At 61.5% G+C, this 25,238-nt stretch carries 24 protein-coding genes; 11 read left to right on the plus strand and 13 right to left on the minus strand.

All coding sequences use genetic code 11. The features are described 5' to 3' along the window. Positions 1–54 precede the first annotated feature (54 nt). The gene (locus tag AC6H34_RS22125) at positions 55–798 is read left to right on the plus strand and encodes a LuxR C-terminal-related transcriptional regulator (protein WP_448147113.1); all 744 of its coding nucleotides are present in this window, start codon (positions 55–57) and stop codon (positions 796–798) included. Between the two features lie 305 nt (positions 799–1,103). Here AC6H34_RS22125 and AC6H34_RS22130 read toward each other — a convergent pair whose 3' ends face one another. The 5 genes from AC6H34_RS22130 to AC6H34_RS22150 form a co-directional block, all read right to left on the minus strand. Beyond that, a complete protein-coding gene (locus tag AC6H34_RS22130) occupies positions 1,104–1,826 on the minus strand; it encodes a LuxR C-terminal-related transcriptional regulator (RefSeq protein ID WP_497540237.1) in 723 nt (240 codons plus the stop codon). 573 nt (positions 1,827–2,399) lie between these two features. Next, positions 2,400–4,079, minus strand: coding sequence for a CpsD/CapB family tyrosine-protein kinase (locus AC6H34_RS22135; protein ID WP_497540238.1), 1,680 nt, complete (start codon positions 4,077–4,079; stop codon positions 2,400–2,402). 258 nt (positions 4,080–4,337) lie between these two features. Continuing rightward, positions 4,338–5,780, minus strand: coding sequence for a hypothetical protein (locus AC6H34_RS22140; protein ID WP_497540239.1), 1,443 nt, complete (start codon positions 5,778–5,780; stop codon positions 4,338–4,340). 127 nt (positions 5,781–5,907) lie between these two features. After that, positions 5,908–7,062, minus strand: a complete 1,155-nt coding sequence (locus AC6H34_RS22145) for a glycosyltransferase family 4 protein (protein ID WP_497540240.1) — start codon at positions 7,060–7,062, stop codon at positions 5,908–5,910. Positions 7,063–7,233: 171 nt separating this feature from the next. After that, positions 7,234–7,947, minus strand: coding sequence for a sugar transferase (locus tag AC6H34_RS22150; RefSeq protein ID WP_448147119.1), 714 nt, complete (start codon positions 7,945–7,947; stop codon positions 7,234–7,236). Positions 7,948–8,790: 843 nt separating this feature from the next. On the opposite strand from AC6H34_RS22150, the gene AC6H34_RS22155 reads away from it, so the two are divergent. Both AC6H34_RS22155 and AC6H34_RS22160 read left to right on the plus strand, forming a co-directional pair. Then, entirely contained in the window at positions 8,791–9,894 is a 1,104-nt protein-coding gene (locus AC6H34_RS22155; RefSeq protein ID WP_448147120.1) for a glycosyltransferase, read from the plus strand. A gap of 91 nt (positions 9,895–9,985) precedes the next feature. Next, complete coding sequence (locus tag AC6H34_RS22160) at positions 9,986–11,359, plus strand: polysaccharide biosynthesis/export family protein (protein WP_497540241.1); 1,374 nt, start codon at positions 9,986–9,988, stop codon at positions 11,357–11,359. An 85-nt stretch (positions 11,360–11,444) separates the two neighbouring features. On the opposite strand, the gene AC6H34_RS22165 is transcribed toward AC6H34_RS22160, so the two are convergent. Then, entirely contained in the window at positions 11,445–12,194 is a 750-nt protein-coding gene (locus tag AC6H34_RS22165; RefSeq protein ID WP_497541258.1) for a 2OG-Fe(II) oxygenase, read from the minus strand. Positions 12,195–12,386: 192 nt separating this feature from the next. Between AC6H34_RS22165 and AC6H34_RS22170 the strand changes: the two genes are divergently transcribed. Next, complete coding sequence (locus tag AC6H34_RS22170; protein ID WP_448147123.1) at positions 12,387–12,656, plus strand: hypothetical protein; 270 nt, start codon at positions 12,387–12,389, stop codon at positions 12,654–12,656. Between the two features lie 67 nt (positions 12,657–12,723). Here the strand turns inward: AC6H34_RS22170 and AC6H34_RS22175 are convergent, their stop codons facing one another. Continuing rightward, on the minus strand, positions 12,724–13,077 hold the full coding sequence (locus tag AC6H34_RS22175) for a PRC-barrel domain-containing protein (RefSeq protein WP_448147124.1): 354 nt from the start codon (positions 13,075–13,077) through the stop codon (positions 12,724–12,726). A gap of 176 nt (positions 13,078–13,253) precedes the next feature. Further along, a complete protein-coding gene (locus tag AC6H34_RS22180; protein ID WP_448147125.1) occupies positions 13,254–13,562 on the minus strand; it encodes a hypothetical protein in 309 nt (102 codons plus the stop codon). A 406-nt stretch (positions 13,563–13,968) separates the two neighbouring features. Here AC6H34_RS22180 and tsaA point away from each other — a divergent pair, with 406 nt between their 5' ends. Further along, complete coding sequence (gene tsaA / locus AC6H34_RS22185; RefSeq protein ID WP_448147126.1) at positions 13,969–14,496, plus strand: tRNA (N6-threonylcarbamoyladenosine(37)-N6)-methyltransferase TrmO; 528 nt, start codon at positions 13,969–13,971, stop codon at positions 14,494–14,496. Next, a complete protein-coding gene (locus AC6H34_RS22190; protein ID WP_497540242.1) occupies positions 14,493–14,903 on the plus strand; it encodes an NUDIX hydrolase in 411 nt (136 codons plus the stop codon). The genes tsaA and AC6H34_RS22190 overlap by 4 nt, the downstream gene beginning before the upstream one ends. A 228-nt stretch (positions 14,904–15,131) precedes the next feature. On the opposite strand, the gene AC6H34_RS22195 is transcribed toward AC6H34_RS22190, so the two are convergent. After that, a complete protein-coding gene (locus tag AC6H34_RS22195) occupies positions 15,132–16,046 on the minus strand; it encodes a LysR family transcriptional regulator (RefSeq protein WP_497540243.1) in 915 nt (304 codons plus the stop codon). 166 nt (positions 16,047–16,212) lie between these two features. Here AC6H34_RS22195 and AC6H34_RS22200 point away from each other — a divergent pair, with 166 nt between their 5' ends. Next, on the plus strand, positions 16,213–16,989 hold the full coding sequence (locus tag AC6H34_RS22200; RefSeq protein WP_497540244.1) for a class I SAM-dependent methyltransferase: 777 nt from the start codon (positions 16,213–16,215) through the stop codon (positions 16,987–16,989). A gap of 40 nt (positions 16,990–17,029) precedes the next feature. On the opposite strand, the gene AC6H34_RS22205 is transcribed toward AC6H34_RS22200, so the two are convergent. Then, positions 17,030–17,467 carry a hypothetical protein gene (locus AC6H34_RS22205; RefSeq protein WP_497540245.1) on the minus strand — a complete coding sequence of 146 codons (438 nt, stop codon included), beginning with the start codon at positions 17,465–17,467 and terminating at the stop codon, positions 17,030–17,032. 117 nt (positions 17,468–17,584) lie between these two features. Here AC6H34_RS22205 and AC6H34_RS22210 point away from each other — a divergent pair, with 117 nt between their 5' ends. From AC6H34_RS22210 to gmd, 4 genes are all read left to right on the plus strand, one after another. Next, positions 17,585–18,421 (plus strand): aldo/keto reductase, encoded by an 837-nt coding sequence (locus AC6H34_RS22210; RefSeq protein WP_497540246.1) that lies wholly within the window; start codon positions 17,585–17,587, stop codon positions 18,419–18,421. A 134-nt stretch (positions 18,422–18,555) separates the two neighbouring features. After that, positions 18,556–19,314, plus strand: a complete 759-nt coding sequence (locus AC6H34_RS22215; protein ID WP_497541259.1) for a bestrophin-like domain — start codon at positions 18,556–18,558, stop codon at positions 19,312–19,314. A gap of 341 nt (positions 19,315–19,655) precedes the next feature. After that, positions 19,656–20,867, plus strand: coding sequence for a glycosyltransferase family 4 protein (locus AC6H34_RS22220; RefSeq protein ID WP_448147133.1), 1,212 nt, complete (start codon positions 19,656–19,658; stop codon positions 20,865–20,867). Then, the gene (gmd, locus tag AC6H34_RS22225; RefSeq protein ID WP_497540247.1) at positions 20,797–21,837 is read left to right on the plus strand and encodes a GDP-mannose 4,6-dehydratase; all 1,041 of its coding nucleotides are present in this window, start codon (positions 20,797–20,799) and stop codon (positions 21,835–21,837) included. Before AC6H34_RS22220 ends, gmd begins: the two co-directional genes overlap by 71 nt. A gap of 7 nt (positions 21,838–21,844) precedes the next feature. On the opposite strand, the gene AC6H34_RS22230 is transcribed toward gmd, so the two are convergent. The 3 genes from AC6H34_RS22230 to AC6H34_RS22240 all read right to left on the minus strand — a co-directional run bounded on the left by AC6H34_RS22230 (position 21,845) and on the right by AC6H34_RS22240 (position 25,116). Further along, positions 21,845–22,825 carry a LysR family transcriptional regulator gene (locus AC6H34_RS22230; RefSeq protein ID WP_448147135.1) on the minus strand — a complete coding sequence of 327 codons (981 nt, stop codon included), beginning with the start codon at positions 22,823–22,825 and terminating at the stop codon, positions 21,845–21,847. A gap of 140 nt (positions 22,826–22,965) precedes the next feature. Continuing rightward, positions 22,966–23,244 carry a GNAT family N-acetyltransferase gene (locus AC6H34_RS22235; RefSeq protein WP_448147136.1) on the minus strand — a complete coding sequence of 93 codons (279 nt, stop codon included), beginning with the start codon at positions 23,242–23,244 and terminating at the stop codon, positions 22,966–22,968. Between the two features lie 342 nt (positions 23,245–23,586). Further along, positions 23,587–25,116, minus strand: a complete 1,530-nt coding sequence (locus AC6H34_RS22240) for a carboxypeptidase M32 (protein WP_497540248.1) — start codon at positions 25,114–25,116, stop codon at positions 23,587–23,589. Positions 25,117–25,238: the final 122 nt, after the last annotated feature.

Consider the following 25,238-nt stretch of genomic DNA (forward strand, 5'->3'; position numbering starts at 1 on the left):
TCTGTGGGTCGCCAAGAATTGGAGCCGTTTGCGACAGGGGGAGGGCCTTCTTCCGTGCCCTCGACAGCCGTTCTTGATTTCAAGAAGGACGAATACCCCGCAGGCTCGAACGATGTCCGCTCGGGCGTGAAGCTCGACCCGGATCTGCAAACGCGCATCGCCATCATCGATGAGAATGCGCTGTCGCGCAGCTGTCTGATGCGCTGTCTTTCGGCTTCCGAGCCGAATTTCCTCACCAAGGGTTATGCAAGCGTCGGTGATTGGCAGCAGCAGGATGCTCAGGACGCTCCTCTGATCGTGCTTCTGTGTGCCACCGGCCGTAAATCCACCGAAGCAGCCGTTCGCCGTGATCTCGATCTCGTCATCCAGACGAAGCCCGAGGCGCGCGTGATCATGGTGTCCGATTTCGACGAGCCAAGCGAGATCGTTGCGGCTCTCGAGCGCGGAGCCAAGGGCTATATCGCGATGAGCTCCAACCTGGATGTCGCGATCGCTGCCATCCGCCTCGTTCGCGCGGGTGGAACCTTCGTGCCGGCCAGCGGCCTTCTCTCGTCGAGAGGCTCCAACTCGCCGGCGACCGCGGAAGCGGAAACGAGCGGCAAGTCTCGTCAGAGCGTCTTTACCCAGCGCCAGCTCGAGGTCATCGATCGCCTCCGCCAGGGTGAATCGAACAAGCTGATCGCCTACAAGCTCAACATGGGCGAATGCACGGTGAAGGTGCATGTCCGCAACATCATGCGGAAGATCAAGGCGCGCAACCGTACCGAGATCGCGTTCCTGACCAACGAGCTGTTCTGATCTGGAGGGCCTTCGGCAGGCTCTCCTCTTTCATGAAGCGGGCGCGCTCCCGGGTGACTCCGGTGCGCGCCAACTTCTTTTGTCGCCTTTTGGTGGCTTCATTTCATTCACGGCTGCGCTGCAGATCGCCACTGCCACCAGGCGGTTCCCTTGCCCATGCCATACGGACGATGCGTGCGCGGGCATCTGCCGGCGCCAAAGCCCGTATGCAACCAGCCGGCGACGCGGGAGAGCCCTCCAAGGGGCGATCGGAGTGGCGGCCCGGGCGGGCGGCGCCGCCATCGGTGAATAGCGCTGCTTCCTCGTCAGGAGACCTTTATACTTGGTCCTAGCGGCCGGGTGGTCTCGGGGGCATTGTAGATCTCGTGGCCCTGGGCACGGAGGATATCGCGCGACTTGTGAGCGATGGCCGTCCGGCTCTTCACCTTGAGCTTCTTCATGATGTTGCGAATATGCACTTTGACCGTGCTCTCGCGAAGATTGAGCTCGTTGGCTATGGCGGCGTTGGATTTCCCGCGGCTGACCGCCGCTATGATCGACAACTGACGCGGCGAGATCGGCGCGTGCGGTCTTCCGGCGAGTTCGGGGCGCATCGTCACGGGTTCGCTGGCAGCGCGGATCAGGCTGGCCGCCGGCACGAATACGCCGCCAGCCATAACGAGGCGCGTTGCCTCGATCGCGACTTCGATCCCGAGACTCGAGGGAATGTAGCCCTTCACGCCCATGTCCAGCGCGCGGAAGATGCTTGCCGGGTCCTCGGCATCGGAGAGGAGAATGACCGGGGTGGGCTGCCGGGTGGCAGATCCCAGGCCGAGCGCCGCGAGGTCGACAACGCTGTCGCCTTCGCACAGGAAGATCAGGGGCGTGGAAGCCTCCTGGTCGGCGACGGCATTCCAGTCGTCGATCGAAGCAAAGGTCAGCACGGCACGGTGCGGAAATTCGATCGCCAGGACGCGACTCAGGCAGTCGCGTTGAAGCGCCCTGTTATTGATCAGAACTATCGGCCCGATCAGACTACTCGCAACCATGCAGCTGCCACTCGATTGATCCGGCAAGCGCGAGGATGCCGGAGGGGATGGATCTCTTGTAACCTGCAGTTTGCTGGGCTCACCGGTTGCCTCCACGGACAGGTCAATGGAACAAAGTCGCGATACTTCTTCGCGCAGATCCTGCAACTCCACAAAGAACTCAATCTCTGTGTTCTTGCTTGACTTGACCGTTCGGCGACGGCTTGGCATAGCAGCCTAAATGTAATCTTTGGAGGAATTACTTATAGTGCGTCACGTTATCTGCCGCACTATTCACAATCCTGTAGCCAAAAACCCTTCTACGCCATACTGCATGGTCGCAGAATGATTGAAATGACCCTTCATTTCAATTTAGCAATGTTGATAGGAACGGTGATGGTGGCGGGCCCAATTTAGGTATCGTCTAACCCAAAGGCAGTAGGTAGTAGGTTTGCCCGCTAAGTCCCCCGATGTGAGTATTTCCAGAGGGAACTGCACGTTGTCGAGCCCACTCGGGCGAGTGGGCGAAATCCAAATGGGTTAAGCTGGGCGATTTGTGGATGGACGCAAGTCGTCATCCGCTCATCTAAAGAGCTATTGCCTGGGGCGACGCAGCAAGGTCGGCCAGTCGCGCTTGGGAACCTTGTTCAAAATAGCGCCGAGAACCTTGCCGTTGGCTTGCTGGAGCGTTTCCAGGGCCTCTGTGACGTCATCGCTCGTGGTCCGGCCCGCCTCGATGATGAACACCATCGCATCGAGGAGGGGAGCAAGGGCCTTTACGTCCGATGACATGCTCATCGCCGGCAGGTCCACGACGACATAATCGTAGGCCTTCATCACCTTCAGTTCCCCCTGCATGGCCGAGGAGCCGATGAAGAGATTGATGTCGGTGCTCCTGCCGCTGCCCATCGCCGGGATGAAATCCAGCCGCGGCGCGATGTTCACGTCGGAAACGGTAATTTGGCTTTCGCTGTGCTGCAGCACGTCGCTGAGGCCATATTTGGCATTCGGCGCATAGCGCCGCGTGAGCGTCGAGTTGCGCAGGTCGCCGTCGACCAGCATCGTATGACGCCCCGACGCAGCGAAGAGATGGGCCAGGTTCGAGGCGATGGTGGTCTTGCCTTCGCCGGGAAGGCAGGAGACGACACCGATGAGCCGCGGCCCCGAGCTGACCTCCCTGCCCATGATGGCCGTGCGGACGGCCCGCAGGCTTTCGGCGAAGGGCGATACCGTTCCCGCCCGCGACGTGCTGTAGGAGAGGAAATCCTCGCCATTTTCCGTCTGGTCCTCACCGTGGAACGGCCACAGCGAACGCAGGCCGTTCAGGGTCGAGCGCGGCAGGTTGATCGCCCTGCTAAGCAGGCCTCCGTCCCTGCTTTCCGTCGCCATCGGCACGATGCCGATGCAGTTCAGGCCGAGATCCCGCTGTATGTGCCGCTTCGCCCGAAGCGTTCGGTCGAGGCTGTGCAGGATACCGACGGCTCCGAGGCCGGTGAGCAGGGCAAGCGCAAAGGCCAGCGCGAGAATGAGCTTGGTCTGGGGATAGCTCTTGGCCAGGGGTTCGGTCGCCGAACTGATGATGCGCGAGTCGGACGCGGAGAACTGCCTGTCCGGCAGGACGCCGTTGCGCACGGCTTCCTCGCTCGCCTGCTGCTGGGACTTGATTTCGTCGATGCGCCCCTGCAGCCAGTCGTTGCTGCGCTGAATGGTCAGGGACCTACCTTCGATCTGTTCGCGGATGAAGGAAGCCGTGATTGAATTGGCGATGCTGGCCGAGCGGACGGAGGAACTCGACCGGTAGCCGATCTCGAGCACCAGCGACTGTCCGATCCTGCGCACAGTGACTCGATTCGAGAAGGACTGGAAAGCCGCCTCGGCCTGGCGCTTGGCCACCTCGCCGGTCGGGTCCGGCCCCGTAAAGGGCTTGCCCATCAATTCCGGATCGTTCTGCAGGTTCAGGGTCTGGAAGACGTATCGCAGTACCCTCTCGGATCTCACGATCTGGATCTGGCTTTCGACCTGGGAGTTGTCGAGGTTGACCTGGAGCAGGGTCGCATCGTTGCCCTGCAGAGCGGAAAATGAATTCCGCGGCTCCAGGATGACATTGGTCGATGCGTAGTACTCCGGCGGCGTATAGACCAGATAGGCAACCGCCAGCGCCATGCAGAGAATGAACCATAGCGCCAGCCCGCGGCCATATCGCAGAACTTCCACGATGACATCGCGAGGGCTGAAGCGGTTAGGCTGATCGTTGAGCGGCCTGAGATAGAGCATTCCGGCTGCCTTGAACCTTTAAATGTCAAATACGCGGTGAATGTAAGGAAACCGGAATGAGCCGCATTTCCCCACTTTTTTACCTGCTCAGATGCAAGTTGCGCATCCGATAAATGGCATGATCCGATGACTCTTTCGAGCAGCCGAGGAATCTAGCGTTTAGTATGAGTACCATTGGCCGAATTGCTTATAAGGTTCCGGACCGAAAGCTGCAATGAGAAGCGTGTTCGATCTTCGATCCGTGCCGGACATCCGACATCAGGACTGCAGCCGAGGCTGCAGAATGTTGGGTATTTCCTCCTCTTCCTGCCGTTTCCCCGCCTCGACATGGCTGGTTTCGCTGGCGGCGCAGACCAGGCCCGCGAGCATGAAGAAGGACAATCCCAGATCGATCAGGGACGAGGAGATCGCACTGCTGATGAGGTTCGCGACACAGGTCGTGCGGGCCGCCGCGCGCACCTCATGCACGTACCAGTCCAATGGCTTGCTGCTGCGCCTGAACAGGATGAGCAGCAGGAAGAGTCCATAGGTGATGCAGCCGATCACGCCGAGATTGCCGAAAACCGCGAGCAGGAAGCTCGACGAACGCACGGCGCCGATGCCTCCGCCGAGGCCGTAGGTCGCAAAGAACGTCTCGATGGAGGCCTTGTTCCAGCTGCCACGCTCTTCGGCGGACTGGCTGGTCGCCTTGTTGAAGAGCATCTGGTCCGCGATCGCCCAGATCTGGTCGCCGATCGCCGGAATCAGCATGGCGGCGGCGACGATGACCAGGAACAGCAGCGGGGCAAAGATGAGGAAGGCCATGACGGTCTTGGGCACCGGGCCGCGGATCATGCGCCACAGCGAGGTCATGTAGAGAATCCCCAGGACCAGGGGAAGCGCGACATAGGCGGTCGTGGCTGTACAGAGGACCAGCAGGATCAGGCTGATCATGGCAATCGTGAAGGTGAGCGCCGGCCGCACGCCGCCCAGCCAGAGCCTGAAGGTGAAGCCGAATGTGCCGAGGGTTACGCCACCGAAGGAGGAGGCCTCGGTGAAGGAGCCGACGATGCGCTTCAAGCCGGCGATGACCGTATCGTCATGGATCGCGTATGTGGTGTTGCGCATGAAGTCCAGGAGGAAGCCGGTATTCGTCCAGAAGGTCGCGAGATCCACCAGCGCGAAGAAAATGTTGAGGACGCAATAGATGAAATAGGCTTGGGCCAGCACGTTGAAATTGTCGCGGCTCTTGGCGAATACGTAGCAGACCAGGAATGTCACAACATCGGCGAGAAAGTATACGGACTGGGTGAGGTTGCCCGTCGTGGGGCCGAGCGGCACCATCAGTGCGGCGGCACCGTCGAATCCTGCCTGGGAGATGGCCGACACATAGACCGCCCCGGCGAAGATGCGCGGGAACAGGATGGCGCCGATGGTCCCCCATAGAGCTGTCATCAGCAGCCAGAAGCCCTCCCGCGGGAAGGCGAGGGCGGACCACATCTGGCCCGTGGTCCCGGGTTGGGCGAACATCGCCAGGATGACGAAGCCCAGCATGAGATGCGCCGGCTGGACCGGGGCGCCGCCCAATGCCGTGAGGAAGAGGACCGCGCAGGAACCCAGCAACCCGGAAGGGATGAGGATATAGAAGCCGAGCACCGGTCCCCTGAGAAGGATCAGGATGCCCAGCAGCAGCGCTACCGCACCGATTGGCTCTATGGTCATCCGAGTGCTGCCCCCATGCCGAATTCCCACGGTCCTGCCCGCTGGATGGTGGCCGAGGGGCGGCAGCCGCCACCCACCGCCGCGGACAGCGCGAGGCTCGTCGCAAGGATGGCAGGCGTGTTCCCGTTCAGAGCCGGCTTCCTTTCATGAGGTCGAGATAGCCTCGCGCGGATGTATCCCAGGAAAAGGACTTGACCCTCTCACGGCCACGCTCGCGCAGTTCGTCGCGCAATGACGGCGAATCGTTGAGCCGCTTGATCTGAGCTAGCCAGGCTTCCGGCTGGTCGGGTGGCGACATCAGTGCCGCATCGCCGCAGATTTCAGGCATGCTTGCCCGATCGGACGAGATCACGGGGCATCCCAGTGCCATGGCCTCAACGATGGGCAGGCCGAATCCCTCGGTGAAGGACGGAAAAGCCAGGCACAAGGCACCACCGAGCAGGGCCGCGAGGTCGTCGTCACTGACAAAGCCCATGAACCGCAGATTGGGGGCAGGGGCGGCGGACTGGCTGTCGTCCGCGAAGATGCCCGCCTGGCCGCCGGTCACGACGATATCGATGCCCAGTTCGTCGAGAGCCTTCGCCAGGCCGAAGATCATTCCGGTGTTCTTGTGGCGAGCCCGGCTACCAAGGATGAAGACGTAGGGGCGCGCAAAAGTGTGCTTCTGCAACAGAGCGGAGCGGCCGGCGTCCCACTGGAACACATGTTCGTGCCCGTTCGGCAGAACAGTGATCCCTTCAGCCTTCAAGGGCAGGAAGCGCGCCAGCTCCCGGGCGGAGAAATGCGACACCGTCGTTATGGCGGCGGCTTGTCGCGCCAGCACGGGAAGAAGGAAGCGATAAAGGCTGCGAAACGCCCGGCTGTAGCTTTCGGGCATGTTGTAGACATTGGCGTCGTGGATGCAGACGATCTGGTTGCGGCGCAGGGCCGGCCCCAGATTGCATAGATTGAGGAGGATGGTGGGATCCTGCAGGGGCAGGACCGCCTGCTCCCAGACATGGCCGCCCAGGCGATGCGATCTCACCGGTTCCAGCCCCCGGTAGGGCGGGATCGGCGTCTCGCCGGCCGGAAGGTACAGTTTCGCCCGCCGGTTGTTCTCCTGGAGGATGCGATCCAGCCGGTCCGTGATCTCGCGAGCGTAGCGCTGCACGCCGGTGACGGGCTGCGTGAGGAAGCGCCCGTTGACGGCGAAGGGCGGAAGGCCGGTCATGTCGGGCTTCGAGGCCCGCTCCGCAAGAGCCGAACCGGTCGCACCAGGCGGGTGCGTTGCATCGGCGATCATCGCAAGCTTCCCAATTTCGGCACAGGCTATCAAACGGGTCCGCAGCGAACAAGTATTGCCGCTTCCGGAACCGGCCCCGCCGTATCAAATAAAACACCGCCCCGAAGGTGAGTATTCGGGGCGGCGCTGTTGATTGTTCACGAGAACCGGGGCGAGGCAGCCCGGATCGGCTCAGTAGGAGCCCTTCGACTGGAGTAGGGCGGGAATCGTCTTGAAGATGATGACGATGTCCTTCCACAGGCTCCATTCCCGCACATAGCGAACATCGAGGCCCACGCGGTGCTGATAGGATGTGTCGGAGCGCCCGCTGACCTGCCACAGACCGGTAAGGCCGGGGCGGACACGCAGATAGTCCTCGATATGCGCTCCGTAGCGAGCGACCTCGTCCCGTACGATCGGCCGGGGGCCGACGAGGCTCATGTCACCGCGGATCACGTTAAGGAGCTGGGGAAGCTCGTCGACGCTGGACTTCCGCAGGAAATGACCCAGCGCCGTGATGCGCGGATCGTTCTTGAGCTTGTGGTTTTCCTTCCACTCTTCGCGAGCGCTTGGATTGGCTGCCAGATATTCGCGCAGAACCACATCCGAATTGGTCACCATCGAGCGGAACTTGAGGCAGGGAAAGCTCGCGCCTCCGCGTCCTATGCGATTGTGTCGGATGAAGATCGGGCGTCCCTGAGCAACCAGCAGCACGGCAACAAGCAAAAGGAACATAGGGAGCAAAAATACAAGCGCTGAAGTCGCCACCGCGACGTCGAACCCGCGCTTGCTTGCTCTTGCGAGATCCAGAACAACGCCGGAGGTCCGCTTCCTTGATTGGAACAGGGAGGCGTCCTCGTTACCGGCAATCCGGCTTAGACTTTCAGAGCTAGCCAAGTTCTCCATCTGTCGCCTCGGTCAGAGTGGCATGTTACGTTATGTTACCGAACACTCGAACATCCGCCGCTCAGCATGTTGCGTTGCGGCATCTGGGAACAACGTTTTGTTTGTTGCAAAGCGTTAAATAATTCTGCTGACGACGGTAAACAGAAGCTCACCCGCCACTGAGTTCGCGTTAAATTAATGATCTCTGAATTGCTGAATTTTTGACCGGAAAGCAAGGATTAGCCCCGACGGAATTGGGCGTAGTGCCGTGGTACCGTTGCGTCGCGGTTGGAGGGTGTCATGCCTCCTAAGGGCTAAATCAGGTGGTAAATCATAGTAAGGAGGAGGTATGTCGCCTGCGAAGATCCTACCCCCGCATCGAAATTCATGCAGTCCTGAGGAGTAGGTTTTGCATCGCTTCAGCGGGCAGGGAGTAGATGAATCTCCCTCCTGGGAGGTGTGGCAGAACCGCAACTGCGACACATGAATGTACGGGTCGACCTTTGGGATGCCACAGCCGCCTTCGGACGCAGCCAAGGGCTGTTCGAATGGTGGGGGCAAATCAGCCGGGAAGGTGTGTCGCCGTTGGAATTTGCTGAAAATTTGCTGAATTCTGGGTGAAAATGGGCTGTTTGTCCCCTGGATCGCCCTTTGTGCGAAATCGCACAGGCGGCGCTCCTCACAAGAGATAGGGTGTCATTTTTGCAGCGCCCGTGTATGGGGACACGCGGCCTCGTTTCGGACCTCACGGGTTCGTGGATTAAGCCATAGGTCGTACGCCCCGGCGTGAAAACGCTGGTGGCGTAGCTGTCGTTTGTGCTTGAAGAGTTTGGCGTTCTACTTGGACGCGCGGGAAATGGTGCAATGCGAATTGCTATCGTACATTATTGGTTCGTCGGGATGCGCGGCGGCGAGAAGGTCATCGAGGCGCTCTGCGAATTATACCCGCAGGCCGATATATTTACTCACGTTTATCGCCCGGATGCCGTTTCTCCGACAATTCGCAGGCACAAGGTCACGACCTCGTTCATCAACAGCCTGCCGGCAGCGCACAAGCTCTACAAGAACTACCTGCCGCTCATGCCCCTGGCGCTGGAGAACCTTGACCTGCGGGGATACGACCTGGTCATCAGCAGCGAGTCAGGCCCGACCAAGGGCATCGTTCCGCCGGCCGAGGCCACCCATATCTGCTATTGCCATTCTCCCATGCGCTACGTCTGGAACATGTTCCACGACTATCGCGAGCGCAGCGGCCTGTTGAAGCGGCTGGTGATGCCGCCCATCGCACATTACATCCGCAATTGGGATGCGGTCTCGGCAACGCGCGTAGATCATTTCGTCGCGAACTCGAAAACCGTGTCGCGCCGCATACAGTCTTATTATCGACGCGATTCGGATGTCATATTTCCACCAGTCGATACAACCGATTTTCAGGCAGTGGACGCCTCGGAACTCGGGGACTATTATCTGATGGTGGGCGAACTGGTCAGCTACAAGCGGCCGGACCTTGCGGTGGAAGCTTTTAACCGCACAGGCAGGAAACTGGTCATCATCGGCGGCGGTGAGATGCTGCCGAAGATCAAGGCCATGGCGGGGCCAACCGTTACAGTATTGGGGCCGCAGCCGTTCTCTGCCCTGCGTCATCATTACGCGCGTGGCAAAGCGCTGATCTTCCCCGGGGAAGAGGACTTCGGCATCGTCCCTGTCGAGGCGATGGCCAGCGGGCGTCCCGTGATCGCCTTCGGGCGGGGTGGGGCGACCGAAACGGTGATCGCGGACAGGACGGGCGTCTTCTTCGAGACGCAGAGCGTCGAGGCGATCATCGAGGCGGTCGAGCGGCTGGAAAAGATGGATATCGATCCGGTGGCCATATCGGCTCACGCACAGACTTTCGGAAAGGCCGTTTTCTTGGAGAAGATGAAAGCCTATGTGGACCGCCGTATCAGTGAGAAGCAAGGCAGGCTATAATGCAGTTCCGGCCTGTTGTTTCATCTCGTCAAACCTGCGCAGGTCGGGCATTCGCACCCAGCGCGCCGATTGAAGATTGGTATGTGGCTTCATGAATTCTGATCACCTTCACCAGAACTCTCATCGCGGCAAGGCAAAGGCCGGTTTTCTTCGCAAGCTGGCCGTGGCCCTGCTCATGGCCTCGACCGCCTTCGTCGGAATGGCTGCGCGGGCGCAGGCTGATCCCTATCTCCTGGGGCCGGAGGACAAGCTCAAGATTCGCGTCTACGACTGGCGGGCCTCCGCCAGCGATGCCCATGAATGGGCCGCGCTGACCGGCGAATTCGTGGTTGGTGCGTCTGGCAACGTTTCCCTGCCGCTCATCGGCGAAGTTCCAGCCAGCGGCAAGAGCACGGCCGACCTCTCGGCCCTGATCGGGCAGAAGCTGCAGGAAACCATCGGCTTGTCCAACCGGCCCGATGCCTCTGTGGAAGTTTCGACCTACCGTCCCTTCTTCATCCTCGGCATGGTGACGACCCCCGGCCAGTATCCCTACAAACCCGGTCTCACGGTTCTCCAGGCGGTCAGCACGGCGGGCGGTGTGCTGCGCGTTACGGATTTCGGCCTGCTCGGCTTCCAGCGCGACAGCCTCGTCAACCGTGGCGACCTGCGCACCCTTGCGGTGGAGCGTCTCGGTCTCATCGCTCGCGAGGCCCGGCTCGATGCCGAGCTGCAGAGCTCGCCGACGATCACCTTCCCGCCGGAACTGACAAGCCAGGCCTCCTCGCCGCAGGTTCAGCAGCTCATGCGTGAGGAGCAGCTGCTCTTCGACGCCCGGCACCAGGCCGTCAGTTCCCAGGAAGCGGCCATCGGCCAGACGAAGACCCTCCTGGGTGCCGAGGTCCAGTCGCTCAAGGAGAAGACCGTTTCGCTGCAGCGCCAGCTCGACCTCGCCAAGCAGGAGCTCGACAACGTCAACGGCCTTGTTCAGAAGGGCCTTGCCATCGCCTCCCGCCAGCTGCAGCTCGACCAGAACGTTTCGGCCTTCGAGAGCAATCGGCTGGATGTCGAACTCCAGATGCTTCGCGCCCAGCAGGATATGTCGAAGGCAGATCGCGATCTCGCGGACGTACGCAACAAGGCGCGGAACGATACGCTGAACGAGATCTCCGAAGTCCGGGGGAAGCTTGCGGCGAATGTGGAAAAGACCACGACGACTCAGGGATTGATCTACAATTCCGAGGTCCAGGCGCCGCAGGCGGTGGCCGCCCAGATCGGCTCCGCCAGCAGCAAGATCCTCTACACGATCGTTCGCAATGTCGGCGGCAAGCCTGAAACCATTTCTGCCACCGAGGCGGATACGGTGTTGCCGGGCGATGTCGTCAAGGTGGAGCGTGCCGGCAATACGTCGGACAGCGTCACCGTCGTACCCCAGGGGTCCCTGTCTGCATCGGCTTCGGGCGGAACCCCGTCGCCTTCGCAATAGCGACCGGGGCGATAGATATTGAGGAAGGGCGCGCCGGTCGGCGCGCCTTTTGTGTTTCGTCATGCCGGCCAAGCAACACCCGTCGTCACGCCGCATCGTGAAAGATGATGCCCAGCGTATGGCGCCGGCCAGAGCGCAGGCGGCTGACGCCATGGCGCATATTGACCCGATAAGCCCCCTTGCTGCCTTGCATCGGTCGATTGTGCACGGCGAAGGCTACGGCATCACCCTGCCTGAGAGGCACCACCTCGGCGCGGCTTTGCATGCGCGGGCGCTGCTCGGTCAGCACGAATTCTCCACCCGTGAAGTCCCGATCCGGCTCCGACAGCAGTATCGCCACCTGAATGGGGAAGAAGAGGTCGCCGTAGAGATCCTGGTGGAGGCAATTGAAGTCGCCGGGACCATATTGCAGCAGCAATGGCGTCGGACGCGTCTGTCCCGCCTGGCGGCAACCCGACAGAAAATCGGCATGGTTCAGCGGATAGCATGCGGCTTCCCCCAGGAGACCGTTCCACTCATTGGCGATCTGCGCCAAGGGCGGATAGAGAGCCGTGCGCAAGTCCTGGATCAAGCCGGGCAGCGGATAGGCGAAGTATCGATATTCTCCCTTGCCGAAGCCGTGACGCGCCATGTGGACGTGGCTGCGGAAATGCTTCTCCTGCGCATAAAGATCGGCGAGGCCCGCACACTCCTCGCTCGTCAGCAGCCTTTCGAGCACGGCGCAGCCATGGTGGCCGAGTTCACCGGTAATGCCGGGCCAGTCATAGGATGCGACCTGCCGGTCGACGGAGCCTGGCGGTCTTGGCGGTAGCGAGGGATGGATAGACGTCTTCATCGCGTTGTTCATCGGGGCACTCCCTGTTGGTTGGCATATCGCCATTAAGGGGTGCGCATGCGCGCCTCGCATTCCGTTCCCTGCGATGCACCGGAAGTAATGGCGACGGCGTGCGCTAGGTGACCGTTTCCGGAACTTTGGGAGTGGCTGCTCGTTCATCCCAGACCGGACAAACCATCGAGGGATCTCGCCATGTCGGCACTTCGTATTCTCGCATCCATCGCGGGCCTGGTCTTCGTCGGCAGGATCCTGGAGCAAAACCGGCAATTGCGGCTTGCCCTGGATCAGCGGACCGCCTTGAACGCTGCACTCGCCGACGAGGTCCTGCTCTATCTGTGGACCGAGCGGGCAGTTCGCCGCCAGGCGCTCTGGCAGAGCCCCCAGACCTGGGACGAAGTGGACGAGGCGAGCGACGAATCCTTCCCTGCCAGCGATCCGCCCTCGTTCAATGCGAGCCGCTGAGGGAGGCCGGGCGGTTCTCCGGGCCGGGAAGGCTCGAGATAAGCCTCCCCGATGAACCATCCTACCCTCACACCGCGCGCAGGTAGTACTCGTTGGTGGTTTTCGATACCTGCCCGTCGTTTCTGGTCAGGTCGCTGAGCGAGTAGGAAGGGGCCGCTTCCAGGACGTCCTTGGATACCGAGATGACGTAGCCTCCCGCCTCGGGATCGTAATCGAGCTTGGACCACGGCACCGGAAAGTACTTTTCTCCCACGCCGAACAAGCCGCCGAAGCCGAGCACGGCAAACATGATCTGATTTGAGGTCTTGTCGAGGACAAGGTCCTCCACATTGCCGATCTTCTCATGACCGGTATCGTAGACGCTGCTTCCCTGCACGCGTGACGCGAGGATGGCGGTGGTGTGTCCTGAAGCTGTGGGCATCGGCATGCTCCCTGCGGTTGAGATCTGGAGGCTCAACGTGCCGCCGGAAGAGAATGTTCCGATAGGTGTCTTGCGATGTAATGTGGCGGTTGCGGGGGAGAGGGGCCTCGCGGCTCAATGCCCTTGGTCCTGGAGGGGCGCCCGCGGCCGTCGAGGCTGCGGGGGAGGAACCGGTTTCAGTGCTTGGTCTGGGTTCTGGCAAGCCTGCATTCGGCCTGGAGGGCTGCCGCGTCGAGGCGCATCATGGCATCGGTGATCATGCGGCGGGCGGAAAAAGGGATGCGGCCGCGCATGGCGAGGAAGTCTCCCGCGCGCTGATGATCGGTGTCGGGGAGGGACTCCAGATGCAAGAGAGCATCCGCCCAGCGCAGACAAGCCCTTACCTGTTCGGTCGATCTGAGATCGTTCAGGTTCAGGATCGCTTCGTGCGTCGCAAATTCATATTCGAGGGCTGCTGCAATCACCGGATCGTGCCGATCTTTCATCGTCGCCTTCTCGCTGTGATATTTCCCTGGAAGGTAAAATCCTCTCCTACACTCTAGTCAATGATCTTTAAAAAACCATACCGGCAAATTCGCCAGTTTTTGCGACCTGACAGTGTGCATCTTCCTCGGTTGGGTAAAGCGGCATCAGCGCAAAGTCATAGCGCTAAGCATTTTGGTGAATTCCACGTCGTCCGAATGGCAGAAGGGGCATGGTGCCTCGAAAATGACTAAACGGAAGGCTGTAAAGCATGAAAACGGAAAGGACATCGCAGCCTGCGATATGTTTCGTTTCCCGGCTCGTGACTGCCACCAAAGAGGGACAGCGCGTCCGCTGCCTGGTTCTTTCTCGCTGAAGAGGCGCGGCGGACCGGTTGACGAGGCGACCGCGATCGCGCTTAGCTTGGGCATGGTCAGAGAGAATGAAATTCGCAGCGGCGAACTCGCGGTCGAGCCGCCGGCGGCGCAGGATGCGGGACTGCAGTTCATCGGACGCATCTCGACGCCCTGGACGCATCGCCGGCTCTGTCCGCGCCAAGGCCGGCAGGATGGTCCGATCTGCCGCCTCGAGATTTTCGAGCCGTGGGTTGCCGCGCTGGCGGGAATCGAACGCTACCAGCAATTGGAGGTTCTCTACTGGCTCGACATGTCGCGCCGTGACCTCGTGCTCCAGAGCCCTGCCGACGACGGCTCCGTGCGAGGCACCTTTGCCCTGCGCTCGCCCGTAAGGCCCAATCCCATCGGCACCTCGATCGTACGGCAGGTTGGCCGGGAAGGGCCTGTCCTGCTGGTGCAAGGGCTCGACTGCCTCGATGGCACGCCTCTTCTCGACATCAAGCCCGAACGGCGGGACTTTGTCCCCCTGGCGCCGCCCCAGCCCGGCGATTTCGAGGTTCGTGAAAACGAGCGAGCCGCAAGCGACGGCGATCCGCGATGAAGACGATCCGGATCGCGGCGGCCTTGATCCTTCGCGGCGGGGAGACTCTGCTGGTGCGCAAGCGGGGCAGCGTCGCTTTCATGCAGCCGGGCGGCAAGATCGAGGACGGTGAAGGCGCCGTCGAAGCCCTGGTGCGGGAGTTGCACGAAGAGGTAGGACTGGCCGTCGCGCCGAAGGACCTCGTCTTCTTCGGCCGGTTCGAAGCCGTGGCCGCCAACGAGGTCGACCACAGGGTCGACGCCGAGATTTTCCGGATGGAAATCGGGACGGATGACGTCACACCGGCGGCGGAGATCGAGGAAGTACGGTGGGTATCGATAGCCGAGCCGGGCACGATCACCATGGCCCCGTTGACGGGACACCAGCTCCTGCCGGCGCTGCGCCACATGCTCCAAGCCGTGTCCTGAACGGAACCGGCGCGCGAGTCGCCTCGCGCGCCGGCTTTTCGACAACCGGACCCATGAGCGAAACCTCTCACGGATGGTCCGGCGGATGATCCAGGCCTTGCGTCAAGGCCGGCACCTTCAGGCGGTCAACACCGCCCTCTCTGAACCAGCGCGAAAATCCTGGATCACGAAGTAGTCAGACACTGGATCACCTCCTTTCGTTGGTTTCGGACACAAACAGACTGGCGGCTAGGTCAGCGTTTGTAAAGCCACCCTGGGTGGTGGTGCACTGGAGTTTGCGGCGAAATCGCGGGCTTCTTCCTTCAGCCAGTCGCAGAACAGCGACGATTTTCGATTGCGCCGCGCACGGCGCAACGCCACGTAATCCTGCCCGCTTGCGAGAAAACCCAATGGTGCGGCCAACCGGCCTAGACGGATGTCGTCGCTGACATAGGGCCAGGGTGCGACACAGACGCCCAGGCCTGCCCCGGCCGCTTCCAACATGAAATAGAAATGCTCGTAGTCGACCCGCATACCCCCAGTGACGGGTTTTGCGCAGAGAGCGAGCCAATCCTCCCACGCCCGGGGGCGTGTGCGCGTGTGAAGCATCGGAATACCATCGAAAGCCGGTCCCCCGCGCGTATCGAGGATCGGGGCCAGCACCGGTCCCGTCTGTTCTGGGAAGAGCAGCGCGACCTCCGCACCGTCAGGCCAGGGTGGGGTGCCCACGCGAAGGGCGACGTCGAAGCCGTCCCGGGCGAAATCAACCGGCCTGTGCGAGGCCGTCAGCCTGACTTCGATTTCGGGATGGGCGGCCTGGAAGCGGTAGAGCCGGGGTATCAGCCAGCGCATGGTGAAGGTGCCGGGGCAGGAGACATCGAGCGATCCGTCCTGCGGATCGGCTACGGCACGCACGGACAGGTCGATCTCATCGAAGGCGCGGCCAAGGCCGGAAAGCAGCGTTGCACCGGCTTCTGTCAAGCGCAGCGCATTCCTGGGCCCCTCGAAGAGAGCGACGCCGAGTGTTTCCTCCAGGTGCCGGACCTGCCGGCTGATCGCGCCATGCGTGACGTGCAGTTCCTGGGCCGCAAGAGTCATGCGCCCGAGCCGGCCGGCCGCCTCGAAGGCACGCAGGGCATTGAGGGAGGGGAGGTGTCGCTTCATGTGAGATTTTCGTACAAACGCTGTTCGATCATATCGATTTTCAAACACCCTGAGAGAGTTCTATTCGAGATATATCGGATCGAAGGCAGCGCGAGATTTTCTTTGTTTCGGCTGGAATGGCGGAAGGACCGCCTGTGATCCCCATCCCGCGCAATGGGAGAATGTTGTGCACAAAAAGCACGAAGATGGAAGTGCAGGCGATGCGGATTACGGTCGCATCGGCGTGGGTTACCGAAAGTATCGCCAGGCTGATCCGATTATTGCCCGCGTGGTCTATGCTGCGTTGGCCGATGCGGAGACGGTGCTCAACGTCGGAGCCGGAGCGGGCTCCTACGAGCCAAGCGACAGGCGGGTGACGGCCGTCGAGCCGTCTGCCTCCATGCGGGCACAGCGTCCCGTCCATCTGCCCGCGGCTGTCGACGCCATGGCTGAGTGTCTCCCCTTCGCCGACGGCGTTTTCGAGGCCAGCATGGCGACGTTCACCGTGCATCAGTGGAGCGGCCTCGAGGCAGGTCTGGCGGAAATGCGGCGCGTGACCAGGGGGGCCGTCGCGATCCTCACCTGCGATCCGGGGGAACTCGAGCGCTTTTGGCTGCATGGCTATGCGCCGGAGGCCATTGCGGTCGAAGCCAGGCGCTACCCCTCCCTGCGAACCATCGCCAAGGGGCTGGGGGAAAATGTCGACATCATACCGGTACCTATCCCGCTCAACTGTGTCGACGGCTTTGGTGAGGCGTATTATGGACGTCCCGAGCGCCTTCTCGATCCCGGCGCCCGGCTTGCCAACTCGGCCTGGAGCTTCCTGGAGCCCGCCGTCGGGGTTCGCTTCGTGGCCCATCTCAGCCGCGACCTGGCGGATGGCAGCTGGGATGCCAGCTACGGCCATCTGCGCCGCCAACCCTTCTTCGAAGGTTCGTTGCGCCTGGTCGTCGGGAAACGGTGAGGTCAGGCGGGGACCGCGGCCCCCGCCTGACTTCACAGCGCTATCTGACGCTGCCGTCGCGCCCCGTCCACATGCTTTCGGCATCGGGATCCGGGGAATGCTCGTTGCCGTGCGAGTTGAAATCGTCCCAGCCTTCGGCTTCGCTCAACTCCTGGGCATCATCGTTGATCACGACCCGATCGGTGAGGATGGCGCCGTCGCGGTCCAGCACCGCGACGATCTCGGCCTCGTCCCGCAAGGCCGGATCGACGCGAAGCCAGAGAAAGGCGCCGCCCTGGCCCAAAGCATGGACGTAGGTGGCCGCCGTCTCGCTCGACAGGCCATGCTGATCGAGGATGTGGCTGGCCTCTTGCGCTGTGCCGCCACCGCCTTCCACAATGGAGATCTCGTTTCGCGCGATGCCGATTGCTTCCAGGTCAGCCCTGGCTTTCATGGCGATGTCGGGGCGATCGTAGAGGGCATGAATGAGTGCTGACATTGATCGTCTCCAAGACGTTGTTCTCTCCGGGGTCGAGGATGGGCAGGAAACAAACTGCCGTTACGCACAACGCGTGGGAAGGCGATTGGTTCAACGGGACTCAGGCGGAGGCAGAAAATGACGATTATCCCGACGACCGGGCTTCCGGATGGTTCCTCCATGCCGGTATTCGGGCTCGGCACCTGGGGCATGGGAGAGAGCCGGGCCGATTTCGACTCCGAGGTGAAGGCGTTGCGGGCGGGGCTTGATCTCGGCATCGGCCTCATCGACACGGCCGAAATGTATGGCGGCGGCGGCGCCGAGCAGGTGGTAGCGAAAGCGATCGCTGGGCGCCGCGAGGAGACCTATCTCGTCAGCAAGGTGCTTCCTTCGAACGCCGGGCACCGCCAGGCGGTGAGGGCTTGCGAAGAGAGCCTGAGGCGCCTCGGGACCGACCGGCTCGATCTCTACCTGCTGCATTGGCGTGGCTCGGTTCCCCTGGCCGAAACCGTGCGTGCTTTCGAAGACCTGCGCCAGGCGGGCAAGATCCTGCGCTGGGGTGTCTCGAACTTCGACGTCGATGATATCCGTGAACTTGAAGCCGTCAGCAAGGCGTGCGCCGCCAACCAGGTCCTCTACAACCTGACGCGCCGCGGCATCGAATTTGATCTCGTAGGCTTGAGCCGGGAGCGATCCATGCCGATCATGGCTTATTCGCCGATCGAGCAGGGTAGCCTTGCCGCAGACAAGGCCTTGGCGGGGATCGCCCGCGCGCACGGCGCCACGCCGGCGCAGATCGCCCTGGCCTGGGTGCTGCAGGGGCCAGGCATGATCGCCATTCCGAAGACCAGTCGTCCCGAGCGCGTAGCCGAAAATCTGGGTTCCCTGCGCATCACGCTCACGGACGAGGATCGGGCCAAGCTGGATGCCGCCTTTCCGCCGCCGCGCCGCAAGAGATCGCTGGAAATGATTTGAGCGGGGGCCGCCGTCTTTCGGAATTGTCCTGATGAGGCCAGATGATATGATTTCGTCGATAAGACGTTGAGCCGCCGGGGGAGCGCATCATCCAAGAGCCTCTGTCAGGATTACTGGTTTTTGCGCTTCTTTCACTGAGTGCGGCCGTTGGTTTCGCCTTGCGCAGGCGCTTGTCGGAATCACATCTGTCGAACGAGAGTCTCGAATCGCTGCGCCTTATCACGGGGTTGCTCGTAACCTTCCTCGCGTTGGTGATGAGCCTTCAGCTTTCTTCGGTGAAGACGTCCTTCGACAACGCCTATCACGATCGCGGACTGGACGCCGCGCAACTTGCCTATCTCGACCAGTGCCTGCGCAACTACGGGCCGGAGGCGGGCCAGGCCCGCGGCCTGCTGCATTCCTATACCGCCGGCGTGATAGCCAGCACCTGGCCGGACGAGCCGCCGCCCGAGGGCATAGATTACCCCGATGCCAGGCATATGGCGATGGTCGGCGAGAATCCGGCCCTATCCTCACTTCTGAATCGGGTGGGGCTGGAGATCGCGAATTTCGCTCCCGCCGATACTCTGCACCAGAACCTGGCCGCCAGTTGCCGCCAGGCCTATGAGGGCGCGCAGAACCGGCGATGGATGGTGATCGAGGACGCCCACGGTTCGGTGTCGCCGCTCTTCTCGCAGATCCTGACCTTCTGGCTCATGCTCGTCTTCCTCAGCTTCGGCCTGCAGGCGCCGCGCAAACTTCTTGCCGTGATCGTGATTGGGATCGGTATTACAGCGGTCGCCAGCGCGATGTTCGTGATAGCCGATCTCGATCTGCCCTATGGAGGGCTTTTCGGTATTCCGAGCACCGCCATGCGCAATGCACTCGCGGATATGCTTCGACAGATGCATTAAATCCCGAGCGTCACATATATAATGCAACTTTTGCAGACTATTCCGTAACGTCCAGCGAAGATGCGACTTCCGTGAAATTGCGCTTCCGGAACGCTTATATGTTCCGCAGCCCGCCGATTTCCTGATCGCTGGAACGGATTCTTAATTTTTCTTAATCTTTATTTGTCAAAGTAATAATATTTTTAATGTCACGAAAACTGTTATGCAAAAGTATTAGGGCGTAAGGCGAATTCATTAAACCAAGGAACTTCCAAAAAAGCCTACGAAGTGCAACAGTAGAAACATATAGCGTATCGTTTTGACTTGCTTTGCAAATTGGTTCCAGCTCCATTGGAGTCCCGATGCGGATAGCTATTGTCCATGAGTGGTTGGTGACTTATGCGGGCTCCGAAAAAGTGCTGTCGGAGATGCTGAGGGAGTTCCCACAGGCGGACCTGTTCTGCCTCGTGGATTTCAGCCAGGGGCGTTTCAGAAGACACTTCATGGGAAAGTCTTTCAAGACGAGCTTCCTCCAGAGGTTTCGGGCGTTCGCGAAAGTCTACCGGTATTTCTTCCCGCTGATGACGATCGCGGTCGAGCAGTTCGACATGTCCGGCTACGACCTCGTGATCTCCAACAGCCATGCCGTTGCAAAGGGGGTCATCACCGGCCCCGACCAGCTCCACATCTGCTACTGCTACACGCCGATGCGCTACGCCTGGGATCTCCAGCACCAATATCTCAGGGAGCAGCGCTTCGATGGCCGGCCTCGCGGCGTGATCGCACGGGCCCTCCTGCATCGTGCGAGGATCTGGGATACGCGCACGGCGAACGGCGTCGACCATTTCATCGCTTGTTCGAAATATATCGGGCGCCGGATCTGGAAGGTTTATCGGCGCAAGTCAGAAGTCATCTATCCGGGCGTCGATACCGATTATTTCCAGATCGGCGCAACCAAGGGGGACTACTATTTCACGTCGTCCCGAATGGTTCCCTACAAGAAGATTCCGCTGATCGTGGAAGCCTTCCGGCAGATGCCGGACAAGAAGCTCGTGGTGATCGGCGACGGACCCCAATACAAGGACGCGCTGCGCAAGGCGGGGCCGAACGTCTCCGTGCTCGGCTATCAGCCGGACGACGTCCTGCTCAAGCACATGCAGGAAGCCAAGGCCTTCATCTTCGCGGCCGAAGAGGATTTCGGCATCACGCCGCTGGAAGCGCAGGCGTGCGGCACCCCGGCGCTCGCCTTCGGGCGAGGGGGAGCATCCGAGACCGTTGTCGATGGCGTGACCGGCTTCCACTTCTGGGAGCAGAGCACGCAGGCCATATGCGACTGCATACGCAAGTTCGAGACCTCCGGCGTCACCTTCGACCCGATTACGATCCGCCGGCACGCCGAACAGTTCTCGATTGCCCGCTTCCGCCGGGAATTCAGGGAATTCGTCACGGAAAAGTGGCAGGCGCACAGCCAATCCAATCAAAGCGTGAAGGAAAGGACGTTGAATGAGGCGGGCCTTCGTGACGGGGATAACGGGACAGGACGGAGCCTACCTTACGGCGCACCTGCTGAATAAGGGCTACCGGGTTTACGGCGGCCATCGCAGGACAAGCTCTCAGAATTTCTGGCGTCTTTCACAGCTCAAAGTTGCGGATCACGAGAATTTTTCGCTCCTCGAACACGATCTCACCGATCTCGGTTCGAACATACGGGCAATCAACACCGCCGAGCCGGATGAGATCTACAACCTGGCCGGCCAGAGCTTCGTGGCCGTGTCCTTCAAGGAGCCCACGCTGACCGCCCAGATCTCGGCGGTAGGCGCGCTGCAACTTCTGGAAGCCGTGCGCATCATCAATCCGCAGATCCGCGTCTACCAGGCCTCTTCCGCCGAGATGTACGGCAAGGTGCAGGCCACGCCGCAGACGGAGGAGACGCCGTTCTATCCCAGGAGCCCCTATGCGGTGGCCAAGCTGTTCGGGCACTGGTCGGCGGTGAACTACCGGGAATCCTATGGGATCTTCGCGAGTTCAGGCATCCTCTTCAACCACGAGTCGCCGTTGCGCGGCCCTGAGTTCGTGACGCGCAAGATCAGCATCGCCGCGGCCCGCATCCGCCTCGGGTTGCAGCCAAGCCTGACGCTCGGCAATCTCGACGCTAGGCGCGACTGGGGTTTCGCGGGCGAGTTCGTCGATGGCATGTGGCGAATGCTGCAGGCCGGGCAGCCGGACACTTTCGTTCTCGCCACCGGGGTGACCACCACCGTGCGTGATTTCGCGACCCAGGCCTTCGCGGCTGCCGGTATCGATCTCGATTGGGTCGGAAGCGGTGACGACGAGATGGGCCGTTGCCGCGAGACGGGGCGTGCCGTGATCCAGATCGATCCTTCTTTGCGCCGCCCGTCGGAGGTCGACATGCTGCTCGGCAGCCCCGCCAAGGCGGGTCGCCTCCTGGACTGGACGCCGAGGACCACGGTGAGCGACCTCGCCCGCATGATGGTGGAAGCCGATCTCGTGCGTGAGAAGGCCCTGGCGCAGATCGCGCATTGATGTTGCCTCAGGCCGCGGGCTTGGCGAGGAATTCGTTCGCCCTGAGCGGATTCCTTACCTCGTCGAGAGGAGCCAGCAGGTGAAGGACGGTGTTGCGTAGCCAGACATGCTGGTGATTGGCGCTCTCGCGCTTGTGCCAATAGAGGAAAGCCTGCTTCAGCGGCATATCGAAGGGAAGGCGATAGACCTGCAGGCCGAGCTGTCCGGCAACGGACAGGGCGAAGCGTACCGGCAATACGCCGAGCAGGTCCGATTGCGCCACCACGCGGCCGACGCCGTGGAAACCGGGAACCGAGACGGCCACATGCCGCTGGCGCCCGAAGCTTCCGAGGATGGGATCCTCCTGGCGTTCATAGTCGTCGGTCACGGAGAAGATCGCGTGGCCGAGCGTACAGAACAGGTCGAGAGGCAGGACATCGCCCCACTCCAGGCCGGCCTCCCTGATGGCCGGATGATTGTCGCGCGCCACGGCGACGGACGACATCTGGAAGGCCAGTGATTTCTCGATCCAGTCCGGTTGAGGCTGGGGGACCGAAAGGGCGAGGTCGAGGCGGCCGGCCGAGATCATGCCGAGGAGACTGTCGGGGTCCGCGGGCAGCAGCTTGAGGCGCATGTTGGGAGCCACGCGCTGCACCGTATCGGCGAGCTTGGGCATCAGCATCTCGTTCAGGAAATCGGAACCTGCGATGGTGAAGGAGCGCGTGCAGGTGAGCGGATCGAACGGAGTGCCGCCGCAGAGGGCATGTTCGAGGTTTGCCAGCGCGGCCCGCACCGGCGCCTCGAGAGAGCGCGCAAAGGCCGTCGGCACCAACAGGTGGCCTTCGCGAACGAAGAGAGGATCGCCGAGGGCTTCGCGTAGCCGGCGCAACGCAGCGCTGACCGCCGGCTGGCTCAGCCCGGCGCTCTGTGCCACCCGTGTCGTATTGCGCTCGGCCAGCATGCCGTCGAGCACACGAAGCAGGTTGAGATCGAAGGCCCTGAAATTCACGCTGCTTATACCTGATGCGCCGGCAATCAATCTTATTTATTCTCTCTCCCGTTTACTTGTCACGCAGGTTTTTGCGCGCGAGTGTTTCCGGACAATGAACAGGCCGCGCTTATGGCAGGGACAACCGGGCTCCTGGCCCTTCAGCCCACGACCAGATCGTCGACTTCGGGATGCCGGCTCGCCCATTTGACCAGGAACGGGCACTTCACGATGGCCTTTTGATTACCGGCGCGGATCAGGTCGAAGACCCCTTGCGCCAGCCTGGAGCCGATGCCTCTGCCGGAGAGCGCCTGAGGAACCTCGGTGTGGACCAGAACCAGGCTGTTACCCTCGCGGCGGTAATAAACCACCGCCAGTTCACCATCCACGGCCATTTCGAAACGGTTCTGGGCCGGATTGTCGATGACGGTTTCGCTCATGGCGGGATGTCCTTGTTCGATTCGGGGGAGCGTTCGTTCGAAATTCGAGAGCTTCGATCCTAAGCAAAGCGCGTTTAGGTAGAAACGCCGCTTTTCTTCAGCTCTTTGTTTTTCGACGCGTCTTTGCGTTTTCCGATTCCGTCGAAATACAAAACGCTCCGGCATTGGTGCGTCGTGCTTTCGGACGGAATCGTTGCGGATCACAAAATTATTGTGATTTCAGCACGTTAGGTCGAACGAGCAATTCGCCCAGACGGCGTTTTGCTCTGGGGTCTATCGGCTCCGCACTCCGTCACTGCGAGCGAAGCAACCCGAGCAACATGTGCGGGGCACCCATGGGGACTAGGCCAGCAGACGTACTTTTTCAGCCAGGGCGTCGATATAGGCGGTGGGATCGAGGCCCGAGCCGGTGGCCTCGCGCAGGATTTCGTCGGGCGTGCGGCTGCGGCCATGCCGATGCACGTGCTCGCCGAGCCAGAGCCGGAGAGGCGTGTAGTTGCCGCTGTCGAGGCCCTTCGCGACGGCAGGAAGCTTGCCGGCGGCCTCGAAGAGCTGGGCGCTCATGACGTTGCCGAGCGTATAGGTGGGGAAGGATCCGATCATCCCCGCAGACCAGTGGACGTCCTGAAGCAGGCCTCTTGCGTCGTCGGGCACGGTCAGGCCGAGAAAGTCCCGGATCTTTCGGTTCCACAATGACGGTAGGTCGCCCACCTCCACGTCGCCAGCGATCAGGGCGGACTCGATTTCCGTACGCAGGATGATGTGGAGGTCGTAGGTGAGTTCGTCCGCCTCGACGCGGATGAGACTCGGCCGCACCGCGTTCACGGCTCGCCAGAATTCCATGGCATCGACATCGGCCAGCTGTTCGGGAAACGCGTCCCGGAGGGCGGGAAAGTGCACCAGCCAGAAGCGCTGCGACCGCCCGACCCGGTTCTCCCAAAGGCGGGACTGGGACTCGTGCATGCCGAAGCTGGTGCCACCCATCGCATAGAGGTTGACGATGTCGGTGGTGAAGGCGGATCGCGTGAATTTCTCCAGCACGCCCTGCTCATAGATACCGTGCCCCGCTTCGTGCCAGACGGCGAACAGGCCGCTGGGCAGCCAGTTCTCATGGAAGCGTCCCGTGATGCGCACGTCCTGGCGCGTCAGGGAGACCTCGAAGGGATGCACGGTATCGTCGAGCCGCCCGCGGGTGAAATCGAAGCCCATCGAGGCAGCGATATCGGTGGCATAGGCCTTTTGTGCTTCGATGGGATAGGAGCGTTCCAGGATATCGAGCCGCGCCTGGTCTAGGCGGCTGAAGACGGTGTCGAGCAGGGGCAGAAGGGCGTCCTTGAGCCGCGCATAGAGCCCGTCCAGGATCTGAAGCGTCATGCCGGGTTCGTACTGGCCGATAAGCGCGTCATAGGGATGGCGCTCGAAGCCGATGGCGTGGGCCATGGCTCGCTGGATGCGGACCGTCTCCTCCAGCAACGGTGCGAAGGAGGAGAAGTCGTTCCTGGCACGCGCCTCGATCCAGCTCTCGTGAGCGCGAGGCTTCAGGGCCGCTGCCTCGACGATCAGCGCCTCGGGGATTCGGCGTAGCGTTTCTATGGTGGTCTTCGTCAGGAGAAGGGCGCGGCGCTGCTCCTCGGTACCCCGTGCTTCCGCTTCTTCCAGCCCGGCCTCTATGGCGTCCCGCATGGCCTCGCCCGTCGCCATCTCCCGCGCAAGGCCGGAAAGCGTGGCGATCTGCTGGCCGCGGGTGACGGCGCCGGCCGCGGGCATCTTTGTCCACGCATCCCAGCTGAGCAGGTTTATGGCGCATAGAATATCGTTGAGACGCCCAATTTCATGTTCGAAACGGGCAAATCCTCTCAGTCCGGCATTCATTAATTCCACCCACTGTTCGAAGCGGTTTCAGATGCCGCGATGCCAGCTCATGCCGGAGCATTCCGGGTGGCACGCCTTCGCCATCGGGCAGCGTAACATGGAGGAAGCGGATCTTCGGACGA

It is taken from the genome of Labrys sp. ALF-8, assembly GCF_059699065.1.

Excerpts from the sequence above, each read along its gene's own strand:
- AC6H34_RS22180 (WP_448147125.1), bottom strand. The coding sequence starts at position 13,562 with ATGAAAGATCGGCACGATCCGGTGATTGCAGCAGCCCTCGAATATGAA.
- AC6H34_RS22130 (WP_497540237.1), bottom strand. The coding sequence starts at position 1,826 with ATGGTTGCGAGTAGTCTGATCGGGCCGATAGTTCTGATCAATAACAGG.
- AC6H34_RS22210 (WP_497540246.1), top strand. The coding sequence starts at position 17,585 with ATGACGATTATCCCGACGACCGGGCTTCCGGATGGTTCCTCCATGCCG.
- tsaA (WP_448147126.1), top strand. The coding sequence starts at position 13,969 with ATGGTCAGAGAGAATGAAATTCGCAGCGGCGAACTCGCGGTCGAGCCG.
- AC6H34_RS22190 (WP_497540242.1), top strand. The coding sequence starts at position 14,493 with ATGAAGACGATCCGGATCGCGGCGGCCTTGATCCTTCGCGGCGGGGAG.
- AC6H34_RS22195 (WP_497540243.1), bottom strand. The coding sequence starts at position 16,046 with ATGAAGCGACACCTCCCCTCCCTCAATGCCCTGCGTGCCTTCGAGGCG.
- AC6H34_RS22165 (WP_497541258.1), bottom strand. The coding sequence starts at position 12,194 with ATGAAGACGTCTATCCATCCCTCGCTACCGCCAAGACCGCCAGGCTCC.
- AC6H34_RS22240 (WP_497540248.1), bottom strand. The coding sequence starts at position 25,116 with ATGAATGCCGGACTGAGAGGATTTGCCCGTTTCGAACATGAAATTGGG.
- AC6H34_RS22140 (WP_497540239.1), bottom strand. The coding sequence starts at position 5,780 with ATGACCATAGAGCCAATCGGTGCGGTAGCGCTGCTGCTGGGCATCCTG.
- AC6H34_RS22145 (WP_497540240.1), bottom strand. The coding sequence starts at position 7,062 with ATGATCGCCGATGCAACGCACCCGCCTGGTGCGACCGGTTCGGCTCTT.
- AC6H34_RS22150 (WP_448147119.1), bottom strand. The coding sequence starts at position 7,947 with ATGGAGAACTTGGCTAGCTCTGAAAGTCTAAGCCGGATTGCCGGTAAC.
- AC6H34_RS22235 (WP_448147136.1), bottom strand. The coding sequence starts at position 23,244 with ATGAGCGAAACCGTCATCGACAATCCGGCCCAGAACCGTTTCGAAATG.
- AC6H34_RS22160 (WP_497540241.1), top strand. The coding sequence starts at position 9,986 with ATGAATTCTGATCACCTTCACCAGAACTCTCATCGCGGCAAGGCAAAG.
- AC6H34_RS22205 (WP_497540245.1), bottom strand. The coding sequence starts at position 17,467 with ATGTCAGCACTCATTCATGCCCTCTACGATCGCCCCGACATCGCCATG.
- gmd (WP_497540247.1), top strand. The coding sequence starts at position 20,797 with ATGAGGCGGGCCTTCGTGACGGGGATAACGGGACAGGACGGAGCCTAC.
- AC6H34_RS22135 (WP_497540238.1), bottom strand. The coding sequence starts at position 4,079 with ATGCTCTATCTCAGGCCGCTCAACGATCAGCCTAACCGCTTCAGCCCT.
- AC6H34_RS22155 (WP_448147120.1), top strand. The coding sequence starts at position 8,791 with ATGCGAATTGCTATCGTACATTATTGGTTCGTCGGGATGCGCGGCGGC.
- AC6H34_RS22220 (WP_448147133.1), top strand. The coding sequence starts at position 19,656 with ATGCGGATAGCTATTGTCCATGAGTGGTTGGTGACTTATGCGGGCTCC.
- AC6H34_RS22170 (WP_448147123.1), top strand. The coding sequence starts at position 12,387 with ATGTCGGCACTTCGTATTCTCGCATCCATCGCGGGCCTGGTCTTCGTC.
- AC6H34_RS22175 (WP_448147124.1), bottom strand. The coding sequence starts at position 13,077 with ATGCCCACAGCTTCAGGACACACCACCGCCATCCTCGCGTCACGCGTG.